Below are 20,677 nucleotides of genomic sequence, written 5' to 3'. Positions count from 1 at the left end.
CAACACCGTGGCGATCGTGCTGCTTGCGCTCGCTGTCGGCGCCGGCGCGCTGAGCTGGCGCATGTCGCTGCTCTGAGCAAGCGGCGGACCGCCTACAGACGCGCGAGCGCGCGCTCGAGGTCGGCGATCAACACCGCGGGTTCCTCGAGGCCGATCGACAGACGCACGAGGCTGAGCGGCAAGCCGGACGGCGGGTGCAGCGGCGCATTCGCCGCGAACACCGCGCAGACCGGAAACGCGAGCGACTCGTAACCGCCCCACGACACCGTCATCAGGAAGCGCTCGAGGCCGTCGCAGAAGCGCTCGACCGCGGCGATGTCGTCGGTCGCGAGTTCGATCGTGAGCAGCCCGCTCGCACCACGCAGCTGGCGCCCGGTAAGCCCGAGCTGTGCATTGCCCGTGGCGCGCGGCGAATACACGCGACGCACGCGCGGATGCGCCTCGAGGAAGGCGAGCACCGCCGCACTCGTCGCGGCGATGCGTTGCATGCGCACCGGCAAGGTGCGCAGGCCGCGGATCATGAGCCAGGCGTCGTGCGGCGCGAGGATGGCGCCGAGCGTCATGTACGGCCCGCGGAACACCTCGCGGATCACCGCGGTGCTGCCGCACAACGCGCCGGCGACGACGTCGCTGTGGCCGTTGAGGTATTTGGTCGCCGAATGCGCGACGAGGTCGATGCCCAACGCGATGGGTGACTGGTTCAGCGGGGTCGCGTAACTGTTGTCGCACAGCGTGCGGATGCCGCGCGCACGCGCGAGCGCGGCGACCGCGGCGAGATCCTGTTGCTCGAACGTCATCGAGTTCGGGCTTTCGAGCACGATGAGGCGCGTGCGTCCGGTGAGTGCGGCCTCGAAATGGCCGGTGTCGGTGCCGTCGACGAACGTGGTGGCCACGCCGAAGCGGCCGAGCAGGTCCTTGAGCACCGCGCGCGTCCAGCTGTACGGCCGCGCGACGCAGACGACGTGGTCGCTGCCGGAGACGCTGGCGATCACGCCGGCGGACATCGCCGCCGCGCCGCTGCCGAACATGAGGCAGTCTTCGGCGCCTTCGAGCGCTGCAACCTTGCGCCGCAGGATTTCCACGGTCGGATTGTTGCCGCGCGTGTAGACGTGCTCACCGAACTCGTCGCGGAAGCCGGAGCGCATGGCATCGACGCTCGGAAACGCGAAGATCGACGATTGCACGATAGGCGGGGACACCGCGCGGAAATAACGTTCGCGGTCCTCGCCGAGCTGGTTCAGGATGTAACTGAGATCCATGCGGCGCGGATCACGTCGCCGGCGGCGCGGTCACGACCCATCGCCGTAGGGCGTGTCGAAACCTTCGCGGAAAATCACCAACGCATCACTGTCGGTGGCACAGACGGTGTTGCCGCCCCAGGTGGCGCTGACGGTATTGTCGAGCACTTCACCGCTCGCATCGATGCGCACCGGCGCATGCACCAGCCAGGTGATGCTGTTGCCTTGCGGGATGGACAGGCCGGTCTCGTCGAGCGGGCCCGTTCCGTTTTCGGTGCAGGTCGTACCCACGCCGCTTGGCAGGCACAGCCAGGTCGTGAAGGCGGGATCGAGCTGCTCCGGAAACATGTTCGTGATCGTCACGTCGAGGGCGTCGCCACCGCCGGTGTTGGCCACGGTGACGGTGTAGTCGAGGGAACCGCCGAAGCGGGCGAAGTCGTGCGCGTCGTCGATCGTGATCGTGAGGACAGCCGGGGTTCCGGCGATAACCGGTACAGCACCGACGAACGCGGCGCACGCGACCAGGGCGGCGGCGGCGCTGCGACGGAATCGGTCGGTCGTGTTCATCGTGTGCAGTCCCCTGTGCCGACCGTGCGGGCGGCCCCGGTGGAATTCTAGGCAAATGCCGCCGGGCGTGCCAGCGGACGAGCGCCGTTGCGCGCGCGACGCGCGTGTCTCAGCGAACAGCGGTGATGAACTCGCGCGTGGCCGGCGCGAGCGCGGGGTCGGCCAGTGCCATCGCGAGCGTCGCCTTGACCAGGCCGAGCTTGTTGCCGCAATCGAAGCGCGTGCCTTCGAATCGGTAGGCGAGCACCGCCTGCTCGGCGAGCAGCGCTTCGATCGCGTCGGTCAGCTGGATTTCGCCGCCCGCGCCCGGCGTCGTCTGCTCGAGGAGCTCGAAGATGCGTCCGGGCAGCACGTAACGCCCGACGATCGCGAGGTTCGACGGCGCGACCTCGGGCTTGGGCTTCTCGACCACGAGTTTCACTTTGGCGGCACGCTCGGATACCGGCGTCGCGTCGACGATGCCGTATTTGTTGGTCTCGTCGCGCGGCACTTCCTCGACCGCGATCACGCCGGCGTCCTCCGCGTGCGCGAGTTCCGCCATCTGGCGCAACGCGCCTGCGCCCTTGCCATTCCAGATGAGGTCGTCCGGCAACACCACGCCGAACGGCTCGTCGCCGATCACGGGCTTGGCGCACAGCACCGCGTGGCCGAGACCGAGCGCCTCCGGCTGCGTGACGAACACGCAGCGCACGTGCGCGGGCAACGTGCCCTGCACCATCGCGAGCAGGTCCTTCTTGCCGGACTGGGCGAGCTTGCTTTCGAGCTCGTAAGCCTTGTCGAAGTAGTCCGCGACCGCATGTTTGTAGCGGTTGGTCACGAACACGAGCGTGTCGGCGCCGGCGTCGACCGCCTCGTCGACCGCATACTGGATCAGCGGGCGATCCAGCACCGGCAACATTTCCTTCGCGACCACCTTGGTCGCCGGCAGGAACCGCGTGCCGAGTCCGGCGACCGGGAAGACGACCTTGCGCAAACGCTTGCTCATGCGATGTCCTTGTGGGTTGCGGGCGTTCAGCGCGGGCCGAACGTCACGACATTGTCGGTCGCCGGCGCCTCGACGGTGGCGAACTCGGGCAGCAACTGCTCGAGGATGCGGCGCAGCGCATCCTCGTCGAATTCGCTCACCGCCGCCTCCGCCTTGCCGAGCTGTGCGGTCAGGAGGGCCCAGGCCATGCTGCGTGGCTGGGCGAGGAAGATCTTCGCATGCGCGGTGTCGGTGTAGCGCTCCTGCGGATGGAACAGTTCCTCGAACAGTTTCTCGCCCGGGCGCAGGCCGGTGTAGACGATCGCGATGTCGCTGCCTTCGTGCTTGCCCGCGAGGCGGATCATCTGCTCGGCGAGGTCGCGGATCTTCACCGGTTCGCCCATGTCGAGCGCGAAGATCTCGCCGCCCTGCCCCAGTACCGCGGCCTGCAGGATGAGCTGGCAGGCTTCGGGGATCGTCATGAAATAGCGGGTGATCTCCGGATGCGTGACGGTCACCGGACCGCCCGCACGGATCTGCTCGCGGAAGCGCGGCACCACCGACCCGGCCGAGTCGAGCACGTTGCCGAATCGCACCGTGATGAAATGCGTGCGCGAATGCTGCGCGAAGTTCTGGCAGAACAGCTCGGCCACGCGCTTGCACGCGCCCATCACGCTGGTCGGATTGACCGCCTTGTCGGTGGAGATCAGCACGAAGCTCTCGCACCCGTGGCGATCGGCGGCCTCGGCGACCGTGCGCGTGCCGAGCACGTTGTTGCGGAACGCCTCGCGCACCTGACCCTGCAGCAGCGGGACATGCTTGTAGGCGGCCGCATGGAACACGACCTCGGGACGCGCCTGCGCGAACACACGCTCGCAGGCCATCGCATCGCCGCAGTCGCCGAGCCATGCGTTGAGCAGCAGGTCGGGATGGTCGCGGCGCAGCTCCTGTTCGATCACGTACAGGTTGTACTCGGACTGGTCGAGGACGCTCAGCGATTCGACGCCGAGGCGCGCGACCTGGCGGCACAGCTCCGAGCCGATCGACCCCCCACCGCCGGTTACGAGCACGCGCCGTCCGGCGAGGCGCGTGCGGATCGCGGTCCAGTCCAGGCGCACCGGCTCGCGACCGAGCAGGTCCTCGATCGCGACTTCCTTGAGTTCGTTGAAGCTCGAACGCCCCGCGACCACGTCCTCGAGCCGCGGAACGGTCCGCAGCGGCAGCTCGGTCGCTTCGCAAAGGTCCACCGCGCGGCGCATCTGCGCCTTGTTCGCGGCGGGCATCGCGATCACGAGCATTTCCGCGGCGGTCTCGCGCGCGAGTTCGGGGAGCTGGTCGATCGCGCCGAGCACGGGCACGCCGTGCACGCGCGAGCCGCGCAACTGCGGGTTGTCGTCGAGGAAACCGACCACCGCGTAGCGGTTCTCGCGGCGCAGGTCGCGCACGAGCGCCTCACCCGCCTTGCCCGCGCCGAGGATGAGCACGCGCTGGCTCGGCGCGCGCGAGACGAAATCGAGCCGGCTGTCCTTCCAGTAGCGATACAGCAGGCGCGGCGCGCCGAGCAGCAGCGCCAGCACGAGCGGATAGACGACGAGTACCGTACGCGGCACGGTCTCCAATCGGTTGTAGATCGCAAGCGCCATCGCGATCGCGAGGGCGCCGAGCACGGCTGCCTTGCCGATGTTCCAGAGGTCCGGCAGGCTCGCGAAGCGCCAGAGGCCCTTGTACAGCCCGGTCCACCAGAAGATCGCGCCCTGCGCGGCGAGCACGATCCACACTTCCGGCCCGAGCAGCGAAACCGGCGATGGGTTCGGCGCGAGCGACCAGCGCATCATGCTGACCGCGGTCCAGGCGAGCCACACCATGAACATGTCATGCGCGACGACGGCGAGGCGCGGATGGATCGCGGCGACGGCCCTACGCGGCAGCATGGACGCTCCGATGGCGCGCGCGGCGCAGGCACCAGCGCTTGCCCGACCACCAGGCGATCGCGGCGAGTATGTAGACCGCCAGCGCTGGAGCGATTCCAAGGGTCATCGGATCGGGCGATGCGAAATTCATCCAGCCTACGACAGGCAATGCGACGAGCAGGTTCCAGCCCATGTAGAGCGCGACAACGCGCGCGTGCGAGAGGCCGCCGCGCACCAGCCATTGGTACAGGTGCTCGCGATGCGCACTATACCAACGGCGCCCGCCCAACATGCGCGACAGCAGCGTGCAGGTCGCATCGGTCGCGAAGGCGGAGCACAGCACGAGCCCGCTCGCGAGCGCGGTCCTTCCGCTGCCGACCTGGTGCAGCACGGCCATCGCGATCGCGAAGCCCAACGTGCCGCTGCCGACGTCCCCCATGAAGATGCGCGCGCGCGGGAAATTGAACGGCAGGAAGCCGGCGCAGGCCGCCGCGCCGACCAGGCACAACGCAGCGCCACCGGTATCGCGCAACCCGGCGAGGGTGGCGAGCGCGCCGAACACGAAGATGGCCTGCAAGGTGAGCAAGCCGTTGATGCCGTCCATGAAATTGTGCAGGTTGATCGACCAGGCGATCGCGACGGTGACGGGGATCGCGACGACGGCATACAGCATCCCCGACGGCGGCGCCTGCGCGACGCCGAGGGCACCCGCCCACGGCAGCACGAGCACCCAGATCGCCGCGGCGCAATGCATCGCGAAGCGCGCGATGGCGGAGAGCCCGCCGTGATCGTCGAGCCAGCCGACCAGGGCGACGCCGACGATCGGCGGCGCGAGCAATTGCAGCAAAGCCGCCGACGCGGAGCCGGACACGAGCGCGCCGCCCCCGGCCAGCATCGCGATGACGATCGCGATGCCGCCGCCGCGCGGGGTCGGCTCGCGATGCGCGCGACGCTGGCCCGGCAGGTCGAACAGGCGCCGACGATGGGCGTAGCGGATCGCGGCGGCCGTCGCCACGGCCGAGAGCGCGGCCGTCGCGAGGATGATCGCGGCCTCGCGGGTGAAGGGATCGGCTGCGCCGGCCATGCGGAACGCCGCCCGCCTACTCGCCGACGACGCCGTGGATCGGCCGCACGGAGCCCCAGCTCTTGCAGCTCGGGCACTGCCAGTGGTGCGCCTTGGCGCCGAAACCGCAGCGATTGCAGCGGTACATCGCCTTCCCTTCGACGAGCTGGCGCGTGAGATCGCGCAGGGTCAGGAAATTCTCGCGCGCCTCGCCACTCGCGGTGTGCAGGTTGACGTCGATGAGGGCCATCAGCGCGCGCACCGACGGGCGCTGGCGCAGCATCCGATTGAGGAAGTCGACCGCCGCCGCCTCGCCGCGCGTGGTCGCGTACAGCTTGGCCAGCGCGAGCACCGGCGACACGCCCTGGTAGCGTTCGGTGATGTCGAGCAGGAACTCCTCGGCGCGTTGCATGCGCTGCGCACGCGCGTAGCTGTCGAGCAACGGCGAGAGGATCTCCGGCACGTAGTCGATGTCGAGGTCGGCGACGCGCTCGAACGCGCGGATCGCGGCGTCGAGGTCGCCGTGCGCCGCCTCGATGTGCCCGAGCACCATGCTCGCGCGCACGCACTCGGGCTCGACCGCGAATGCGTCGTCGACGTGCCGGCGCGCGTCGTCGCGCGCACCCTGCGCACGCGCCTGGTCGGCGAGCTCGCAGTGGAACTGCGCGATCATCGCGCTCTGCGATTCGCCGGTCGCGCGTTCGAGGCGCTGCGCGTGCTCGATCGCCTTGTCCCAGTCGCGCTCGTGCTGGTAGATGGCGATGAGATGGCGCAAGGCCGACGGCGCCAGCGCATCCATCGCGACGAGGTCGGCGAACAGCGTCTCGGCGCGATCGAGCAGCCCGGCGCGCATGTAGTCCTCGCCAAGCTCGAGCAGCGCGACGGTCTTTTCGTCCTGGCTGAGGTTCGGACGCGCGATGAGGTTCTGGTGCACGCGGATCGCGCGGTCGACCTCGCCGCGGCGGCGGAACAGGTTGCCGAGCGCGAGGTGCGTCTCGACCGTGTCGCGGTTGATCTCGGCGAGCTTGAGGAACACCTCGATCGCCTTGTCTTGTTGTTCGTTGAGCAGGTAATTGAGGCCGCGGAAGTAGCTCGTCGACAACTCGCTCACGCGCGCGCCGGAGGTGCGCTCGCTGCGCCGTCGGCCGAGCACCCAGCCGGAGAACGCCGCGACCGGGAGCAGCAGGAACAGCAGGGCCAGCGCGTTGTTCATGCCTCGTCGCGCCCTTGTGCGCGCCGGCGCGCATCGAGGTCACGGATGATGCGCTGCTGCCGCCCGAGCCGCGGCAGGTGGCCGAGCCAGGCGACGAGGCCGCCGAGCAGCCAGCCGAGCACGAGGGCGCCGAGCAGCGCGCCACCGAGCGGCACCTCGCAGCGGAAGAAGTGGAAGTCGACCCCCACCGGCGCGCCGTTGAGCGCGCCGAACAGCGCACCGGCCATGATGACGGACAGGAGCAGGACGATCAGGATCGGGCGCATGGAAGACCGCGGCGTTCGGACCGTCGGATGATAGCGGGTCCGGCACCGCCGCCGCGCGGCGCGGATGTCAGGAAGCGTCGGAAGACGGCGCGTCGCCGTTGCCGTTCACGCGCTCGCGCAGTTCCTTGCCCGGCTTGAAGTGCGGCACATGCTTGCCCGGAAGCGCGACCGAATCACCCGTCTTGGGATTGCGGCCCATGCGCGGCGGACGATAGTGCAGCGAAAAGCTGCCGAAGCCGCGGATCTCGATGCGCTCGCCGGTCGAGAGTGAATGGCTCATCTGCTCCAGCACGCTCTTGACGGCGAGTTCGACGTCATTGGCGGCGAGGTGCTTCTGACGCTGTGCAAGGGCCTCGATCAGCTCGGACTTGGTCATCGCGGTATTTCGAAAAGGGTGATTGCCGGTCCAAAAAAACGCGCACCGTCGCCGGTGCGCGCATGCAGCTGGGGCGGCGTGCGATGGATCCGCACGCCGCCTTGAAGCATCAACGGTTCAGCTGTTCCTTGAGCAGCGCGCCGAGCTTGGTCGTGCCACCGGTCGCACTCTGGTATTCCTCCAGCGTGCTGGCGAGCTCGTCCTCGTCCTTCGCGCGGATCGACAGCTGCAGGCTGCGGCCCTTGCGGTCCATGCCCACGAACTTCGCTTCGACCTTGTCGCCGACCTTGAGGTACTGCGTGGCGTCGTCGACGCGCTCCTTGGCGATGTCGTTCGCACGCAGGTAACCCTCGATGCCTTCGCCGAGGTCGATCGTCGCGCCCTTGGCGTCGACTTCGCGCACGGTGCCATTGAGGATGCTGCCGCGCGGATGCGACGCCATGAACTGGCCGAACGGATCCTGCTCGAGCTGCTTGATGCCGAGCGAGATGCGCTCGCGCTCCGGATCGACCGCGAGCACGACCGCCTCGATCTCGTCGCCCTTCTTGAAGTTGCGCACGAGGTCTTCGCCGGTGGTCTGCCACGAGATGTCGGACAGGTGCACGAGGCCGTCGATACCGCCGTCGAGACCGACGAAGATGCCGAAGTCGGTGATCGACTTGATCGTGCCGCTGACCTTGTCGTTCTTCTTGTGGATCGCGGCGAACGCTTCCCACGGATTGGCGCGGGTCTGCTTCATGCCGAGCGAGATGCGGCGACGCTCCTCGTCGACGTCGAGCACCATGACCTCGACTTCGTCGCCGACCTGCACCACCTTGGCCGGGTTGACGTTCTTGTTGGTCCAATCCATCTCGGACACGTGCACGAGGCCCTCCACGCCCGGCTCCAGCTCGACGAAGCAGCCGTAGTCGGTGACGTTGGAAACCTTGCCGAACAGGCGCGTGCCGGTCGGATAGCGGCGCGAGATCGCGACCCACGGATCCTCACCGAGCTGCTTGAGGCCGAGCGAGACGCGGTTGCGCTCGCGATCGAACTTGAGCACGCGGACCTCGAGTTCGTCGCCGACGTTGACGACTTCGCTCGGGTGGCGCACGCGCTTCCACGCCATGTCGGTGATGTGCAGCAGGCCGTCGATGCCGCCGAGGTCGACGAACGCACCGTAGTCGGTGAGGTTCTTGACCACGCCCTTGACGACGGCGCCTTCGGTCAGCTTGTCGAGCAGCTGCTCGCGCTCGGCGCTGAACTCGCTCTCCACGACCGCGCGGCGCGACACGACCACGTTGTTGCGCTTGCGGTCGAGCTTGATGATCTTGAACTCGAGTTCCTTGCCCTCGAGGTACGACGGGTCGCGCACCGGACGCACGTCGACCAGCGAGCCCGGCAGGAATGCGCGGACGTCCTTGATGTCGACGGTGAAGCCGCCCTTGACCTTGCCCGAGATGCGGCCGGTGATGGCGGCATTGGCGGTCTGCGCTTCCTCGAGCTCGTCCCACACCAGCGAACGCTTGGCCTTTTCACGCGAGAGCATCGTCTCGCCGAAGCCATTCTCGATCGCGTCGAGCGCGACCTTGACGTCGTCGCCGACATGGATTTCGAGCTCACCCCGCTCGTTCTTGAACTGTTCGATCGGGATGATGCCCTCGGACTTGAGGCCGGCGTTCACGACGACGACGTCGGAACGGATCTCGACCACGGTGCCCGTGACGATCGCGCCGGAGCGCAGCTTGGCGAGCGATTGGCTCTGCTCGAACAGTTCAGCGAAACTTTCAGTCATGTTGATTCCAGTGGGAACAGGCCGCCGCCCTGACCGGGTCGGCAACCCACCTTCGAAAGGTGCGTTGGACGCCGCACCGTTGCGTTCGCCGGCGCTCGCCGGCATTTCCCCTTCGCGATGACTCAGCCGGGCCGCACCACCGAGAGCACGCGCGCGATCACCTGATCGATCGGAATCGCCGTGCTGTCGATGACCACTGCCCCTGCCGCCGGCTTCAGCGGCGCCACCTTGCGGGTCGCGTCGCGTTCGTCGCGGGCTTCGATCTCGCGCAAAAGGGATGAGAGTGTAACAGTCAACCCCTTTTCCTTCAACTGCTTATAGCGCCTCCTTGCGCGCTCTTCGGCACTCGCGGTGAGGAAGAACTTGTGTTCGGCATCGGCGAACACCACGGTTCCCATGTCGCGCCCGTCGGCAACGAGGCCGGGCGCCCTGCGGAACGATCGTTGTTTCTCGAACAGGGCCGCGCGTACGGCCGGGATCGCGGCGATCGCCGAGGCGGCCGCGCCACAGGTTTCCGTGCGCAGCTCGTCGGTCGCGTCGTGACCGTTGACGATGACCCGGGTTTCCCCGCCGTCCTTCGGGTCGCGGAACACGATTTTCGTGGTTTCCGCGCAGCGCGTGACCGCGGCGGCGTCGGACAGGTCGATTCCGGCCATGCCCGCCGCGTAGCCGACCGCGCGGTAGATCGCGCCCGAGTCGAGCAGGTGCCAGCCGAGCGCGTCCGCGACCGCACGGCTGATCGTGCCCTTGCCGGAGCCGGACGGTCCGTCGATCGTGAGCACGGGGACGGGCTTGTCGGGCTTGGTCATGGCGGCTCGGCTCGGCGAAAGGCGGCAATTCTATGTCGGGACCGCCCCGGATCGTGATCCCCATGCCACCCCGAGGGTCGGAGCTGGACCCGTCAGTCCTCCGCCACGGCCAGCCCGATGGCGCGCGCGAGGTCGACGAAGCCGGGGAACGAGGTCGCGACATTGGCGCAGTCCCCGATCCGCACCGGCCCCGCCGCGACCGCCCCCGCGACCGCGAAGCTCATCGCGATGCGGTGGTCGCCCGCGCTGTCGACCGCGCCGCCGGCGAGCCGCCCGCCTGCGATGGCAGCGCCGTCCGGCGTCTCCTCGACCGCGATGCCGAGGCGGCGCAGGCCCGTCGCCATGACGGCGAGGCGATCGGATTCCTTCACCCGCAATTCCGCCGCGCCGCGCACGCGGGTCGTGCCATCGGCGACTGCCGCGGCGATGAACAGCGCCGGGAACTCGTCGATCATGTCCGGCACGAGTTCGACCGGCACGTCGATCCCGCGCAGCCGCGCATGGCGCACCTCGAGGTCGGCCACGGGCTCGCCGCCGAGCTCGCGCGGCGCATGCTCGCGGATGTTCGCGCCCATGAGGCGCAGCGCCCGCAGCAGGCCGGTACGGCGCGGATTGAGGCCGACCGCGCGCAGCAGCAGGCGCGACCCGGGCACGATGGTCGCGGCGACGAGGAAGAAGGCGGCCGAGGAGAAATCGGCGGGCACCATCACGTCGGTCGCCTGCAGGCGACGCCCGCCCGCGAGGCGCGCCCTGCCCGGTTCGAACGCGATCGGCCAACCGAACGCGGCGAGCATGCGCTCGGTGTAGTCGCGCGTCGGATGGGGTTCGCGCACCTCGGTCTCGCCGTCCGCGTAGAGCCCGGCGAGCAGCAGCGCCGACTTCACCTGCGCACTCGCGACCGGTGTCGTGTAGTGGATCCCGCGCAGCCGATGGCCGCCGGCGATGCGCAGCGGCGGCACGCCGCCTTCTTGCGCTTGGATCTGCGCGCCCATCGCGATCAGCGGTTCCGTCACGCGTCGCATCGGCCGGCGCGACAGCGATTCGTCGCCGACCAGGCTCGAGCCGAACGCCTGCCCGGCGAGCACGCCGCAGAGCAGGCGCATGCCGGTACCCGAGTTGCCGCAGTCGAGCGGCTGTGCCGCCTCGCGCAGTCCGTGCAGGCCCACGCCGTGCACGACGCGCCGCGACGCGCTCGGCGTCTCGATGCGCACGCCGAGGTCGGCGAAGATGCGCGCGGTCGCGCGCGTGTCCTCGCCTTCGAGGAAGCCGTCGATCTGCGAGGGGCCTTGCGCGAGCGCCGCGAGCATGATCGCGCGATGCGAGATCGACTTGTCGCCGGGAACGGCGATATCGCCCGCGAGTGCCGGGGCCGGCGCGCTGGTCCAGGCGAGCCCGCTCACGGCAAAGCGTCCAGCAGGCGCTGGTTCTCCGCGCGGCTGCCGACGCTGATGCGCACGGCATGGCCGAGGCCGTAGCCGCCCATCGGCCGCACGATCACGCCGCGCTCGAACAGGTGGCGCTCGAATTGCGAAGCGTCGCGCGCGAGATCGACCAGCAGGAAGTTCGTCTGCGACGGCAATACGCCGTAGCCGCGCGCGACCAGCGCCTCGCGCAACCAGGCACGTTCGTCGCGGTTGAACGCGCGCACCGATGCGAGATGATCGCGGTCGGCGAGTGCGGCTTCGGCACCGGCGAGCGCGACATGGTTGACGTTGAACGATTCGCGCAGGCGCTCGAGCACGGCGACGACGCTCGCGTGCGCGACGAGGTAGCCGACGCGCAGACCGGCGAGTGCGTACGCCTTGGAGAACGTGCGCGTGACGACGAGGTTCGGATGGCGATCGGCGAAACGCAGCGCGCTGCCGAGGCCGGGAGCGTCGACGTATTCGTGGTACGCCTCGTCGACGACGACGAGCACGTCGCGCGGTACGCGCGCGACGAAGCGCTCGAGCGCGGCGTCGTCGAACCAGGTGCCGGTCGGATTGTTGGGATTGGCCAGGTAGACGATGCGCGTGTCGCCGCGCACCGCCGCGGCGATCGCGTCGAGGTCATGGCCGAACGGCTCCGACGCATGCTCGCGCGGCAACGCGGGCACGCGGATCGGTCGCGCGCCGGCTGCCGCCGTCGCGATCGGGAACACGGCAAAGCCGTATTGCGAGAACACGATCGAATGCGCCTGATCGGCGAAGCACTGCGCGAGCAGCATGAGCAGTTCATGCGAGCCGTTGCCGAGCGCGATACGCCGGGCCTCGACGCCGAGCTGGCGCGCGAGCGCGGCCTTCAGCGCCGCGCCGCGTGGATCGGGGTAGCGCCAGCTTTCGGCGAGTGCTGCACGCATTGCTTCGAGCGCACGCGGGCTCGGGCCGAGCGGGTTCTCGTTCGAGCCGAGCTCGGCGATCGCCGCGCCGAAGCGGCGGCGCAAGGCCGGCAGGTCGTGGCCGGGGTCGTACGCGCGCAGCGCGGCGGTCGCCGGGTTGGCGAGCGCGCCGGCATCGAACGCTGCGCCCTCCTCGCGCGGTGCCCCGCTCACGGCACCGCGACCGGGTAGGAACCGAGCACCTTGACCTGCGCCGCGTGGCCCTCGAGTTCGGCCAACGCCGCCTTCATCGCGTCGTCCTCGATATGGCCGGCGAGATCGATGAAGAAACCGTATTCCCATTTCGCCTGGTGCGATGGGCGCGATTCGATGCGATTCATGCTGATGCCGTGCCGCGCGAACGGACTCAACACGTTGAACAGCGCGCCGGGCTGGTCCTTGATGAAGACGAGCACGGAGGTGCGGTCGTGCCCGGAACTCGGGAACACCTGCCTGCCGAGCACGAGGAAACGCGTCGTGTTGTCGGCGTGGTCCTCGATCGACTTCATGATGACCTTCTTCAGGCCGTAGACGTGGCCGGCCGACTCGCCTCCGATCGCCGCGGCGTCGTCGGCGTTGCGCGCGCGGCGCGCGCCCTCGGCGTTGCTCGACACCGCGACCTTCTCGACCCCGGGCAGGTTCGAGCGCAGCCAGCCGGCCGTCTGTGCGAATGACTGCGGATGCGCGTAAATGCGCTCGATGTCCTCGATGCGACCCGAGCGCGACAGCAGGAACTGGTGCACGCGCAGCTCGACTTCGCCGCAGATCTTGAGGTTCGAGGTGAGGAACATGTCGAGCGTGACCTGGATCGTGCCCTGCCCCGAGTTCTCGACCGGCACGACGCCGAAGTCGGCGTTGCCCGCTTCGACTTCCTGGAACACCTCCTCGATGCTCGCCATCGGCAGCCCGTGCGCCGAACGGCCGAAGTGCTTGTGCACTGCCTGCTGGCTGAACGTGCCCTCGGGACCGAGGTAGCCGACCTTGAGCGGCTCCTGTTGCGCGAGGCAAGCGGACATGATTTCGCGGAACAGGTGCACGAGCACTTCGTCGCTGAGCGGCCCCTCGTTGCGGTCGACGACCATGCGCAGCACCTGCGCTTCGCGCTCCGGCCGGTAGTAGTCGACCGCCGCCGCGAGCTTGCCCTTGGCCTTGCCGACCTGGTGCGCGAAGTTCGCGCGTTCGGCGATCAGCGCCTGGATCTGGCGGTCGATGCCGTCGATGCGCGCGCGCACCTCGGCGAGGTTGGGCGTGGCGGGCGTCGTGGCATCGTCGCTCATGGCGTCAATTCCCTATCACGCGCACGGACAGGATGCCCTCGATCGCGGCGATCGCGGCGACCAGCGACTCCGGCACCGGCGAGTCGACGTCGATGAGGCTGTAGGCGATTTCACCGCGCGAGGCGTTGTGCATCTGCGCGATGTTGACGCCGGCTTCGCCGAGCACGTGCGACAGCTGGCCGATCATGTTCGGGCGGTTGCTGTTGGCGACGCAGATGCGCGCGCTGCCGGTTCGCGCCATGCGCGTCTCCGGAAAGTTGACCGAGTTGCGCACGTTGCCGTGCTCGAGGAAATCGCGCAGCTGGTCGACCACCATCAGCGCGCAGTTCTCTTCCGCCTCGCCGGTGGAGGCGCCGAGGTGCGGCAGCGCGATCACGCGCGGATCACCGAGCAGGTCGGCTTCCGGGAAGTCCGACACGTAGCGGCCGATGCGTCCGTCGGCGAGCCCCTTGCGCAAGGCGGCGGCGTCGACGATGCCTTCTCGCGCGAAGTTGAGCAGCACGACGCCGGGCCGCACGATATCGAGTGCCTGCGCACCGAACACGCCGCGCGTCTTGTCGTTGAGCGGCACATGGAACGTGAGGTAGTCCGACGCCGCGAAGAGCTCTGCGAGCGAACCCGCCTTGGCCACTTCGGCCGAAAGCTGCCAGGCGCCGTCGACCGTCATGTGCGGGTCGAAGCCGATCACGCGCATGCCGAGCGCATAGGCCGCATTGGCGACCTTGACGCCGATCGCGCCGAGGCCGACCACGCCGAGCGTCTTGCCGGAGAGCTCGGTGCCGACGAAGCGCTTCTTCTCCGCCTCGACCTTGTGGTGCAGGTCGCCGGACGCCTCGAGTGCGCGCACGAAACCGAGCGCATCGGCGATGTTGCGCGCGGCGAGCAGCATGCCGGCGACGACGAGTTCCTTCACCGCGTTGGCGTTCGCGCCCGGCGCATTGAACACCGGCACGCCGCGCGCCGACATCCCGGCGACCGGGATGTTGTTGGTACCCGCGCCCGCGCGCGCGATCGCCTTCACGCTCGCCGCGATCGGTGCGTTGTGCATGTCCGCCGACCGCACGAGCACGGCATCGGGCGCAGCCACCTCGTTGGCGACGCTGTACAGGTTCGCCGGCAGCCGGTCGAGGCCGTTGCGCGAGATGTTGTTGAGCGTCTGGATCTTGAACACTTCGATCGGCCTTTGTGCGTACGTAGGGTGAGGGGTTGTCGGTTGAAGAAGCATGAAGATTGGAACACGGAGCAGACGGAGCACGGAGGAGCGGAAGGAGCAGGAGCAGAAGACGAAGGCCGCGAAGAGGGGCAACAGCATTCTTGGTCGGGACGACATCGGCCAGTCCTGCTCCAATCCTTCTCCTTGCTCCTCCTTGGTGTCCTTCGTGTTTCAATCCTTGATTGCTTCTTGGTGCGCTCCGTGTGCTCCGTATCCAAGCTTCGGCTGTTCCGAAGAGCCTCAGGCATTCCGTCCGGCGAAGTCCTTCATGAAATCGACGAGTGCCTGCACGCCTTCGAGCGGCATCGCGTTGTAGATCGATGCGCGCATGCCGCCGACGGCACGGTGACCTTTCAGCGCGAGCAGGCCCGCCGCTTCGGACTCCTCGAGGAACTTTGCGTCGAGCTCCTCGCGCGGCAGCGTGAAGGGCACGTTCATCCAGGAACGTGCCGATTTCTGGACCGGATTGCGGTAGTAGCCGGAACCGTCGATGTATCCGTACAGCAGTTCGGCCTTGGCGCGGTTGCGTTCGGCCATCGCGGCGACGCCGCCTTGCGCCTTCACCCACTTGAACACGAGGCCGGCGAGATACCAGCCCCAGGTATTCGGCGTGTTGAGCATCGACCCCTGCGCCGCATGTTCGGCGTAGTTGAAGATCTTGGGGATATCCTTCGGGCAGCGCTCGAGCAGGTCGTCGCGCACGATCATGACGACGAGGCCCGACGGCCCGATGTTCTTCTGCGCACCGGCGTAGAGCAGCGCGTACTTCGACACATCCAGGGGCCGCGACAGGATCGTCGAGGAGACGTCGCCGAACAGCGGCACCGCGCCCGTGTCGGGGACATCATGGAATTCGACGCCCCGGATCGTCTCGTTCGGGGTCACGTGCACGTACGCCGCGGACGGCTCGAGGTTCCAGTCCGTGCGTGCGGGGATGCGGTCGTAGTTGCTGTCCGCCGACGTCGCGGCGATGCGCACCTGCGCGAGCGGCTTGGCCTCCTTGGCCGCCTTCTCGCTCCAGTCGCCGGTGAGCACGTAGTCGACCGCCTGGTCGCGGCGCGCGAAATTGAGCGGGATCTGCGCAAAATGTTGCGTCGCACCGCCCTGCAGGAACAGAACCTTGTAGTCCGGCGGCACGGCGAGCAGGTCGCGCAGATCCTGTTCGGCCTGTTCGGCAAGCGCGATGAAGTCCTTGCCGCGGTGGCTGATCTCCATGACGGATGCACGCGCAACGCCCCACTCGAGCATTTCCGCCTGGGCCTGGCGCAACACGTCTTCCGGCAGCGCGGCGGGGCCTGCGCTGAAGTTGTATCCGCGACTCACGTAGCTCTCCTGGACGCCGAACCGGGAGAGCATTCCTACCGCATCATGCGGCGCCGCAGCAAGCCCCTCGTTGGAGCCGGCGATGCATCAGATGCCGCGATGGATGAGCAGGACGAGACCGAGGGCGATCAGCGCAGCCGCACCGATGAGCCACCAGGTGCCCACGTGGGTGGAAGCGTGTTCGTGCACCTGCGCGGCATCCTCGCCCTCGCCCGCGGCCTTCGTCGCGTCGCCGTCGGCCTGCGCCATTTCGCCGCGCGTGGGAAGGCCCGGCGCTTCGACCACGAAATGGCTGTGTTCGAACGCGAGCTGGTCGCCAGCATGGATCGCGCCATGGCGTACGCGTACGCCGTTGACGAGCGTGCCGTCGGCCGAGTCGAGACTGCGCAGCCACAAGCGATCGCCGTCGAGTTCGATCAGCGCATGCCGCGGTGCGACGCGCGCTTCGTCGAGGACGAGGTCGCAACCCGCCGCGGTTCCGACGACGAGGCTCTGGTGGACCGCGATCGCGCGGCCGAAATGACGTCCGGTCACGCCGCGCAGCACCACGCGAGCCGGCTGCGCCGGCGCTGCTGCCGCGACGGCCGATTTCGCCGGGGGCGGCACGATCGGGGCCATGACGTCGGGGTCGGCCCGGAGCACGATGACCGTACTGCCGAGGCAGAGCGTATCGCCGCAGCGAAGCAAGGCCTTCTCGCGCACCGGCCGGCCATTGACATGGGTGCGCGCCGCCGGATCCATCACCTCGAGCACGATGCCGCGTGCATCGAGGCTCAGGCGCGCATGCCATGGCGCGACGTCCTTGCCCGCGAGCACGACTCCGTTGCCTCCCGCGCTGCCGAGGTTGACGACACCGCCATCCATGCTGAAGTCGGCGCGTTCGGCGCTGGCAAAACTGAGTCGCATCGCATTGATTCACTGGCCTATTCCTCACTCTAGCACAAGGCGCGGCGCGACCCCGCGGCGTGAGCCGCCCAATCCGGGGGCGCATCGGGCATCATGTGCGCCCGTCCGCATCGGACCACGAGGCAAGCATGGCCGTCATCGACATTCGGCGTTCGCACAAGAAGCCCCTCAAGACCGCGAAAGCCGCGGTCGAACGCGTCGCCAAGTCGATCGCGAAGGAATACGGCATCGATCATCACTGGGACGGCGACAAGCTGCTGTTCGATCGCAGCGGCGTGAAAGGTCATATCGCGGTGGGCAAGGCCGAGCTGCACGTGCGCGTCGAACTCGGCTTCCTCATGAGCGCGATGAAGCCGATGATCGAACGCGAAATCGAGCGCAAGCTCGACGAACAACTGGATTGACCGCGTTGCTAGTGTGTCTGCTCTAGGTGAAGGCGAAAAGATCACGCCACTCGCGGCGCAAGCCGCATCCAGTGGAGGACGCGACGATGGCCAAGCCCAGACTGAAAGCCCGCGGCAAGCCCGCTCCCGCAGCCGCGAACGACGTGCGCGGCATCAGCAAGACGGTGATGGATTCCGCCCAGCAGATCTGGCTGGCGGGCCTCGGCGCCTTCGCCAAGGCGCAGCAGGAAGGCGGCAAGCTGTTCGAAGCCTTGGTCAAGGAAGGCACCGCGCTCGACGCGAAGACGCGCAAGTTCACCGAAGCCAGGATGAACGAGGCGCGCGGCAACGTCGAGACGACACTCGGCCAGGTGCGCGAGCGCAGCCAGGAAACCTGGGACAAGCTCGAAAAGGTTTTCGAGGATCGCGTGTCCAAGGCGCTCGGTCGCCTCGGCATCCCGGGCCAGGCCGAACTCGCCGCACTGTCATCGCGCGTCGACGAGCTGTCGCGCGAGGTGCGCAAACTCGGCGGCAAGGCCGCGGCGGCGAAGCGTCCGGCGGCGAAGCGCGCCGCGAAGTGACGCCCCGCGGCGCCTGACGGTAATCCGGGAAAGCGGGCTTCGACCCGCTTATTCTTTGTGCATTCGAACGCTTCCGTGCGCCTGCGGCGTACGCGGCGCATCCTCCGCCGCCCGTCCGGCCTGATGTCCCGCCCGGTCGCCCGAATGCAGGGCGCTGAAGAGCGGAACAACGCAAACTCGTCACTCCGGGAAAGCCGGATTCCAGCTGCGAGGTCCTTCCTGCTCTTCTGCTTCTGGTTCTCGGCTCCACCAGGGCAAATCGGTGCCGGCCGGCGGCGGCCGGGCGCCCGAAGAGGCGCGCGATGGATCGCACGCCGTGCGCCGTCAGCGCAGGATGCGCATCAGCGCAATTTTTACCAATGTACCCCGCGCATGAGCGCCGCAAAGGCGATCTGCTCGCTCGTCGGCTGCTCGGCCTCGGAGCGACCCTTCATGCCCTTGGAAGCCTGCGAGTCGGGGAACAGGCGGAACGCAGTGTTCATGACGATCTCGTACACACGCGGCGCGAGCGCGTAGAACACCTGCGCGAACGTGCCGAGGCGCGTCGCGATGCGCACCGGACGCTCGACGATCGCCTCGACGACGATGTCGGCCGCCTCGTCGGGGGTCAGCGTCGGCACCGATTCGTACATCTTGGTCGGCGCGATCATCGGCGTCTTGACGAGCGGCATGTTGATCGTCGTGAAACTGACGCCGTTGTCGGAGTACTCGGCCTGCGCGCAGCGCGAGAACGCGTCGAGCGCGGCCTTCGAGGCGACGTAGGCGGAGAAGCGCGGCGAGTTGGTCAGGACGCCGATCGAGGAGATGTTGATGATGTGGCCGCGATGGCGCGCGGCCATGCCGGGCAGGAACCCCATGATCAGGCGCAGTGCGCCGAAATAGTTGAGCTGCATCGTGCGCTCGAAATCATGGAAGCGGTCGTAGCTCGCGCTGATCGCGCGCCTGATCGAGCGCCCCGCGTTGTTGACGAGGACGTCGACCGCACCGTGGTCGGCGAGCACCTGCGCGACGAAGGCGTCGCACGAGGCCATGTCGGCGAGGTCGACTTGATACGTGTGGCAGGCGCCGCCCGCGGCTTCGACCTCCTTTTTTGTTTCCGCGAGCTCGTCGGCGCCGCGCGCGCAGATGACCAGCTTCGCACCGGCCGCCGCGATCTTGAGCGCAGCCGCCTTGCCGATGCCCGACGAACCGCCGGTGACGACGACGACGCGTCCCTTGACCTTGCCGCCGAGCGAATGGTCGACGAAGAGGTCGGGATCGAGGTGACGCTCCCAGTAGTCCCACAGGCGCCAGGCGTAGTCATCGAGCTTGGGCAACTTGATCTTCGAGCCTTTCAGCGCGCGCTCGGTTTCGCGGCAATCGAACCGGGTCGGATAGTTGATGAACTTCATCACCGAAGCGGGAATGCCGAGGTCGCGCAGCAGCACGTTCACGACGCGTCGCACGGGCGGCAGGCTGCCGATCGCGGCGCGCACGCTGCCCGGGATGAAGCCGAACATGCGCGCGTCGAGGCGCATCGTCATCTGCGGCGCGTGGCCCGCGCGCGCGAACAGGTTGAGTACTTCGCCGATGCGACGCGGCGCCGGGTCGGTGAGGTGGAACGTGTGGCCGTCGAGGCCTGGCTTGTGCGCGATGTGGTCCATCGCCGCGGCGACCCAGTCGACCGGCACGAGGTTGATGCGTCCGCCCTCGAGGCCGATCGTCGGCATCCACGGCGGCAGCGCCTCGCGCATTTTCTTGATGAGGCGGAAGAAATAATACGGGCCATCGATCTTGTCGATCACGCCGGTGCGCGAATCGCCGATCACGATGCCGGGCCGGTATATGCGGTATGGCCTCGCGTAGTGCTTGCGCACGAGCCCTTCGGAATCGTGCTTGGTGCGGAAGTACGGATGGTCCAGGTCCTCCGCTTCGTCGAACATGTCCTCGCGAAACACGCCGGGATAGAGCCCGGCCGCGGCGATGGAACTCACGTGATGGAAGCAGCCGGCCCTCACCGCATCGGCGAATTCGAGCGCATGGCGCGTGCCCTCCACGTTCGCGACCACCTGGCTGTGCTCGTCGGCACCGAGGTCGTAGAGCGCGGCGAGATGGAAGAAGTGCTTTATCTTGCCGCCGAGCTCCTTGTGTGCCGCCGGCGCCACGCCGAGCTTCGGCTTGGAAAGATCGCCGATCACCGCGACGAGCCGCTTCTCGTCGGCACCGAGTTCTTCGCGCAGCGCCTTGAACTTCGCCAGCGATTCCTTGCGCACGAGGCAATGGATCGTGCCCTGCCGCTCGAGCAGGCGTTCGAGCAGGTGTCGGCCGATGAACCCGGTTGCACCGGTCACGAAATAGGTCATTGCCCGCGCTCCCCTGCCAGATCGATTCGTCGCTCAAGCATAGCCTCGCACGATCGCCGATGGCTACGCGGCGCGAGGGTGCGATCGCGCGCTCCGGCATGTTGCGATGCGATCGC

Annotated in this window: 19 protein-coding genes; 2 read left to right on the top strand and 17 right to left on the bottom strand. The window is 68.1% G+C overall.

The window, feature by feature from the left end:
• Positions 1 to 92 precede the first annotated feature (92 nt).
• The 16 genes from ACTHK2_RS08255 to ACTHK2_RS08180 form a co-directional block, all read right to left on the bottom strand.
• The gene (locus ACTHK2_RS08255; protein WP_440245226.1) at positions 93 to 1,259 is read right to left on the bottom strand and encodes a trans-sulfuration enzyme family protein; all 1,167 of its coding nucleotides are present in this window, start codon (positions 1,257 to 1,259) and stop codon (positions 93 to 95) included.
• A gap of 30 nt (positions 1,260 to 1,289) precedes the next feature.
• Positions 1,290 to 1,805, bottom strand: coding sequence for a hypothetical protein (locus tag ACTHK2_RS08250; protein WP_440245225.1), 516 nt, complete (start codon positions 1,803 to 1,805; stop codon positions 1,290 to 1,292).
• A 109-nt stretch (positions 1,806 to 1,914) separates the two neighbouring features.
• Positions 1,915 to 2,790, bottom strand: a complete 876-nt coding sequence (gene galU / locus ACTHK2_RS08245; RefSeq protein WP_440245224.1) for a UTP--glucose-1-phosphate uridylyltransferase GalU — start codon at positions 2,788 to 2,790, stop codon at positions 1,915 to 1,917.
• A gap of 26 nt (positions 2,791 to 2,816) precedes the next feature.
• Positions 2,817 to 4,700, bottom strand: coding sequence for a polysaccharide biosynthesis protein (locus ACTHK2_RS08240; RefSeq protein WP_440245223.1), 1,884 nt, complete (start codon positions 4,698 to 4,700; stop codon positions 2,817 to 2,819).
• Positions 4,687 to 5,763: an MraY family glycosyltransferase gene (locus ACTHK2_RS08235; RefSeq protein ID WP_440245222.1), complete on the bottom strand. Its 1,077-nt coding sequence runs from the start codon at positions 5,761 to 5,763 to the stop codon at positions 4,687 to 4,689. Before ACTHK2_RS08235 ends, ACTHK2_RS08240 begins: the two co-directional genes overlap by 14 nt.
• A gap of 16 nt (positions 5,764 to 5,779) precedes the next feature.
• A complete protein-coding gene (lapB, locus tag ACTHK2_RS08230; protein WP_440245221.1) occupies positions 5,780 to 6,955 on the bottom strand; it encodes a lipopolysaccharide assembly protein LapB in 1,176 nt (391 codons plus the stop codon).
• Positions 6,952 to 7,221 carry a lipopolysaccharide assembly protein LapA domain-containing protein gene (locus ACTHK2_RS08225; RefSeq protein WP_440245220.1) on the bottom strand — a complete coding sequence of 90 codons (270 nt, stop codon included), beginning with the start codon at positions 7,219 to 7,221 and terminating at the stop codon, positions 6,952 to 6,954. Before ACTHK2_RS08225 ends, lapB begins: the two co-directional genes overlap by 4 nt.
• Before the next feature lie 67 nt (positions 7,222 to 7,288).
• A complete protein-coding gene (locus ACTHK2_RS08220) occupies positions 7,289 to 7,597 on the bottom strand; it encodes an integration host factor subunit beta (RefSeq protein WP_440245219.1) in 309 nt (102 codons plus the stop codon).
• A 109-nt stretch (positions 7,598 to 7,706) separates the two neighbouring features.
• The gene (gene rpsA, locus ACTHK2_RS08215; RefSeq protein WP_440245218.1) at positions 7,707 to 9,371 is read right to left on the bottom strand and encodes a 30S ribosomal protein S1; all 1,665 of its coding nucleotides are present in this window, start codon (positions 9,369 to 9,371) and stop codon (positions 7,707 to 7,709) included.
• Between the two features lie 122 nt (positions 9,372 to 9,493).
• Positions 9,494 to 10,180: a (d)CMP kinase gene (gene cmk / locus ACTHK2_RS08210; protein ID WP_440245217.1), complete on the bottom strand. Its 687-nt coding sequence runs from the start codon at positions 10,178 to 10,180 to the stop codon at positions 9,494 to 9,496.
• Positions 10,181 to 10,272: 92 nt separating this feature from the next.
• The gene (aroA, locus tag ACTHK2_RS08205; RefSeq protein ID WP_440245216.1) at positions 10,273 to 11,580 is read right to left on the bottom strand and encodes a 3-phosphoshikimate 1-carboxyvinyltransferase; all 1,308 of its coding nucleotides are present in this window, start codon (positions 11,578 to 11,580) and stop codon (positions 10,273 to 10,275) included.
• Positions 11,577 to 12,710, bottom strand: coding sequence for a histidinol-phosphate transaminase (gene hisC, locus ACTHK2_RS08200; protein ID WP_440245215.1), 1,134 nt, complete (start codon positions 12,708 to 12,710; stop codon positions 11,577 to 11,579). Before hisC ends, aroA begins: the two co-directional genes overlap by 4 nt.
• Positions 12,707 to 13,813 carry a prephenate dehydratase gene (gene pheA / locus ACTHK2_RS08195; RefSeq protein WP_440245214.1) on the bottom strand — a complete coding sequence of 369 codons (1,107 nt, stop codon included), beginning with the start codon at positions 13,811 to 13,813 and terminating at the stop codon, positions 12,707 to 12,709. Before pheA ends, hisC begins: the two co-directional genes overlap by 4 nt.
• A 4-nt stretch (positions 13,814 to 13,817) precedes the next feature.
• Complete coding sequence (locus ACTHK2_RS08190; RefSeq protein ID WP_440245213.1) at positions 13,818 to 14,984, bottom strand: phosphoglycerate dehydrogenase; 1,167 nt, start codon at positions 14,982 to 14,984, stop codon at positions 13,818 to 13,820.
• Positions 14,985 to 15,266: 282 nt separating this feature from the next.
• Entirely contained in the window at positions 15,267 to 16,349 is a 1,083-nt protein-coding gene (serC, locus tag ACTHK2_RS08185; RefSeq protein WP_440245212.1) for a 3-phosphoserine/phosphohydroxythreonine transaminase, read from the bottom strand.
• Between the two features lie 87 nt (positions 16,350 to 16,436).
• Positions 16,437 to 17,255 (bottom strand): FHA domain-containing protein, encoded by an 819-nt coding sequence (locus tag ACTHK2_RS08180; RefSeq protein WP_440245211.1) that lies wholly within the window; start codon positions 17,253 to 17,255, stop codon positions 16,437 to 16,439.
• 128 nt (positions 17,256 to 17,383) lie between these two features.
• On the opposite strand from ACTHK2_RS08180, the gene ACTHK2_RS08175 reads away from it, so the two are divergent.
• Complete coding sequence (locus ACTHK2_RS08175) at positions 17,384 to 17,659, top strand: polyhydroxyalkanoic acid system family protein (RefSeq protein ID WP_440245210.1); 276 nt, start codon at positions 17,384 to 17,386, stop codon at positions 17,657 to 17,659.
• 86 nt (positions 17,660 to 17,745) lie between these two features.
• A complete protein-coding gene (locus ACTHK2_RS08170) occupies positions 17,746 to 18,219 on the top strand; it encodes a phasin family protein (RefSeq protein ID WP_440245209.1) in 474 nt (157 codons plus the stop codon).
• A gap of 353 nt (positions 18,220 to 18,572) precedes the next feature.
• On the opposite strand, the gene ACTHK2_RS08165 is transcribed toward ACTHK2_RS08170, so the two are convergent.
• Entirely contained in the window at positions 18,573 to 20,561 is a 1,989-nt protein-coding gene (locus tag ACTHK2_RS08165; RefSeq protein ID WP_440245208.1) for an SDR family oxidoreductase, read from the bottom strand.
• Positions 20,562 to 20,677: the final 116 nt, after the last annotated feature.

The sequence above is a fragment of the Dokdonella sp. genome (assembly GCF_051958935.1).
Lineage (GTDB): Bacteria > Pseudomonadota > Gammaproteobacteria > Xanthomonadales > Rhodanobacteraceae > Dokdonella_A.
Note: the sequence above shows the minus strand (reverse complement) of the source record. Positions and strands in the feature narration are given on the sequence as shown.

What these genes read in the sequence shown, in the direction of transcription:
- ACTHK2_RS08255 (WP_440245226.1), bottom strand. Translation starts at nt 1,259, where the DNA reads ATGGATCTCAGTTACATCCTGAACCAGCTCGGCGAGGACCGCGAACGT.
- ACTHK2_RS08250 (WP_440245225.1), bottom strand. Translation starts at nt 1,805, where the DNA reads ATGAACACGACCGACCGATTCCGTCGCAGCGCCGCCGCCGCCCTGGTC.
- galU (WP_440245224.1), bottom strand. Translation starts at nt 2,790, where the DNA reads ATGAGCAAGCGTTTGCGCAAGGTCGTCTTCCCGGTCGCCGGACTCGGC.
- ACTHK2_RS08240 (WP_440245223.1), bottom strand. Translation starts at nt 4,700, where the DNA reads ATGCTGCCGCGTAGGGCCGTCGCCGCGATCCATCCGCGCCTCGCCGTC.
- ACTHK2_RS08235 (WP_440245222.1), bottom strand. Translation starts at nt 5,763, where the DNA reads ATGGCCGGCGCAGCCGATCCCTTCACCCGCGAGGCCGCGATCATCCTC.
- lapB (WP_440245221.1), bottom strand. Translation starts at nt 6,955, where the DNA reads ATGAACAACGCGCTGGCCCTGCTGTTCCTGCTGCTCCCGGTCGCGGCG.
- ACTHK2_RS08225 (WP_440245220.1), bottom strand. Translation starts at nt 7,221, where the DNA reads ATGCGCCCGATCCTGATCGTCCTGCTCCTGTCCGTCATCATGGCCGGT.
- ACTHK2_RS08220 (WP_440245219.1), bottom strand. Translation starts at nt 7,597, where the DNA reads ATGACCAAGTCCGAGCTGATCGAGGCCCTTGCACAGCGTCAGAAGCAC.
- rpsA (WP_440245218.1), bottom strand. Translation starts at nt 9,371, where the DNA reads ATGACTGAAAGTTTCGCTGAACTGTTCGAGCAGAGCCAATCGCTCGCC.
- cmk (WP_440245217.1), bottom strand. Translation starts at nt 10,180, where the DNA reads ATGACCAAGCCCGACAAGCCCGTCCCCGTGCTCACGATCGACGGACCG.
- pheA (WP_440245214.1), bottom strand. Translation starts at nt 13,813, where the DNA reads ATGAGCGACGATGCCACGACGCCCGCCACGCCCAACCTCGCCGAGGTG.
- ACTHK2_RS08180 (WP_440245211.1), bottom strand. Translation starts at nt 17,255, where the DNA reads ATGCGACTCAGTTTTGCCAGCGCCGAACGCGCCGACTTCAGCATGGAT.
- ACTHK2_RS08175 (WP_440245210.1), top strand. Translation starts at nt 17,384, where the DNA reads ATGGCCGTCATCGACATTCGGCGTTCGCACAAGAAGCCCCTCAAGACC.
- ACTHK2_RS08170 (WP_440245209.1), top strand. Translation starts at nt 17,746, where the DNA reads ATGGCCAAGCCCAGACTGAAAGCCCGCGGCAAGCCCGCTCCCGCAGCC.
- ACTHK2_RS08165 (WP_440245208.1), bottom strand. Translation starts at nt 20,561, where the DNA reads ATGACCTATTTCGTGACCGGTGCAACCGGGTTCATCGGCCGACACCTG.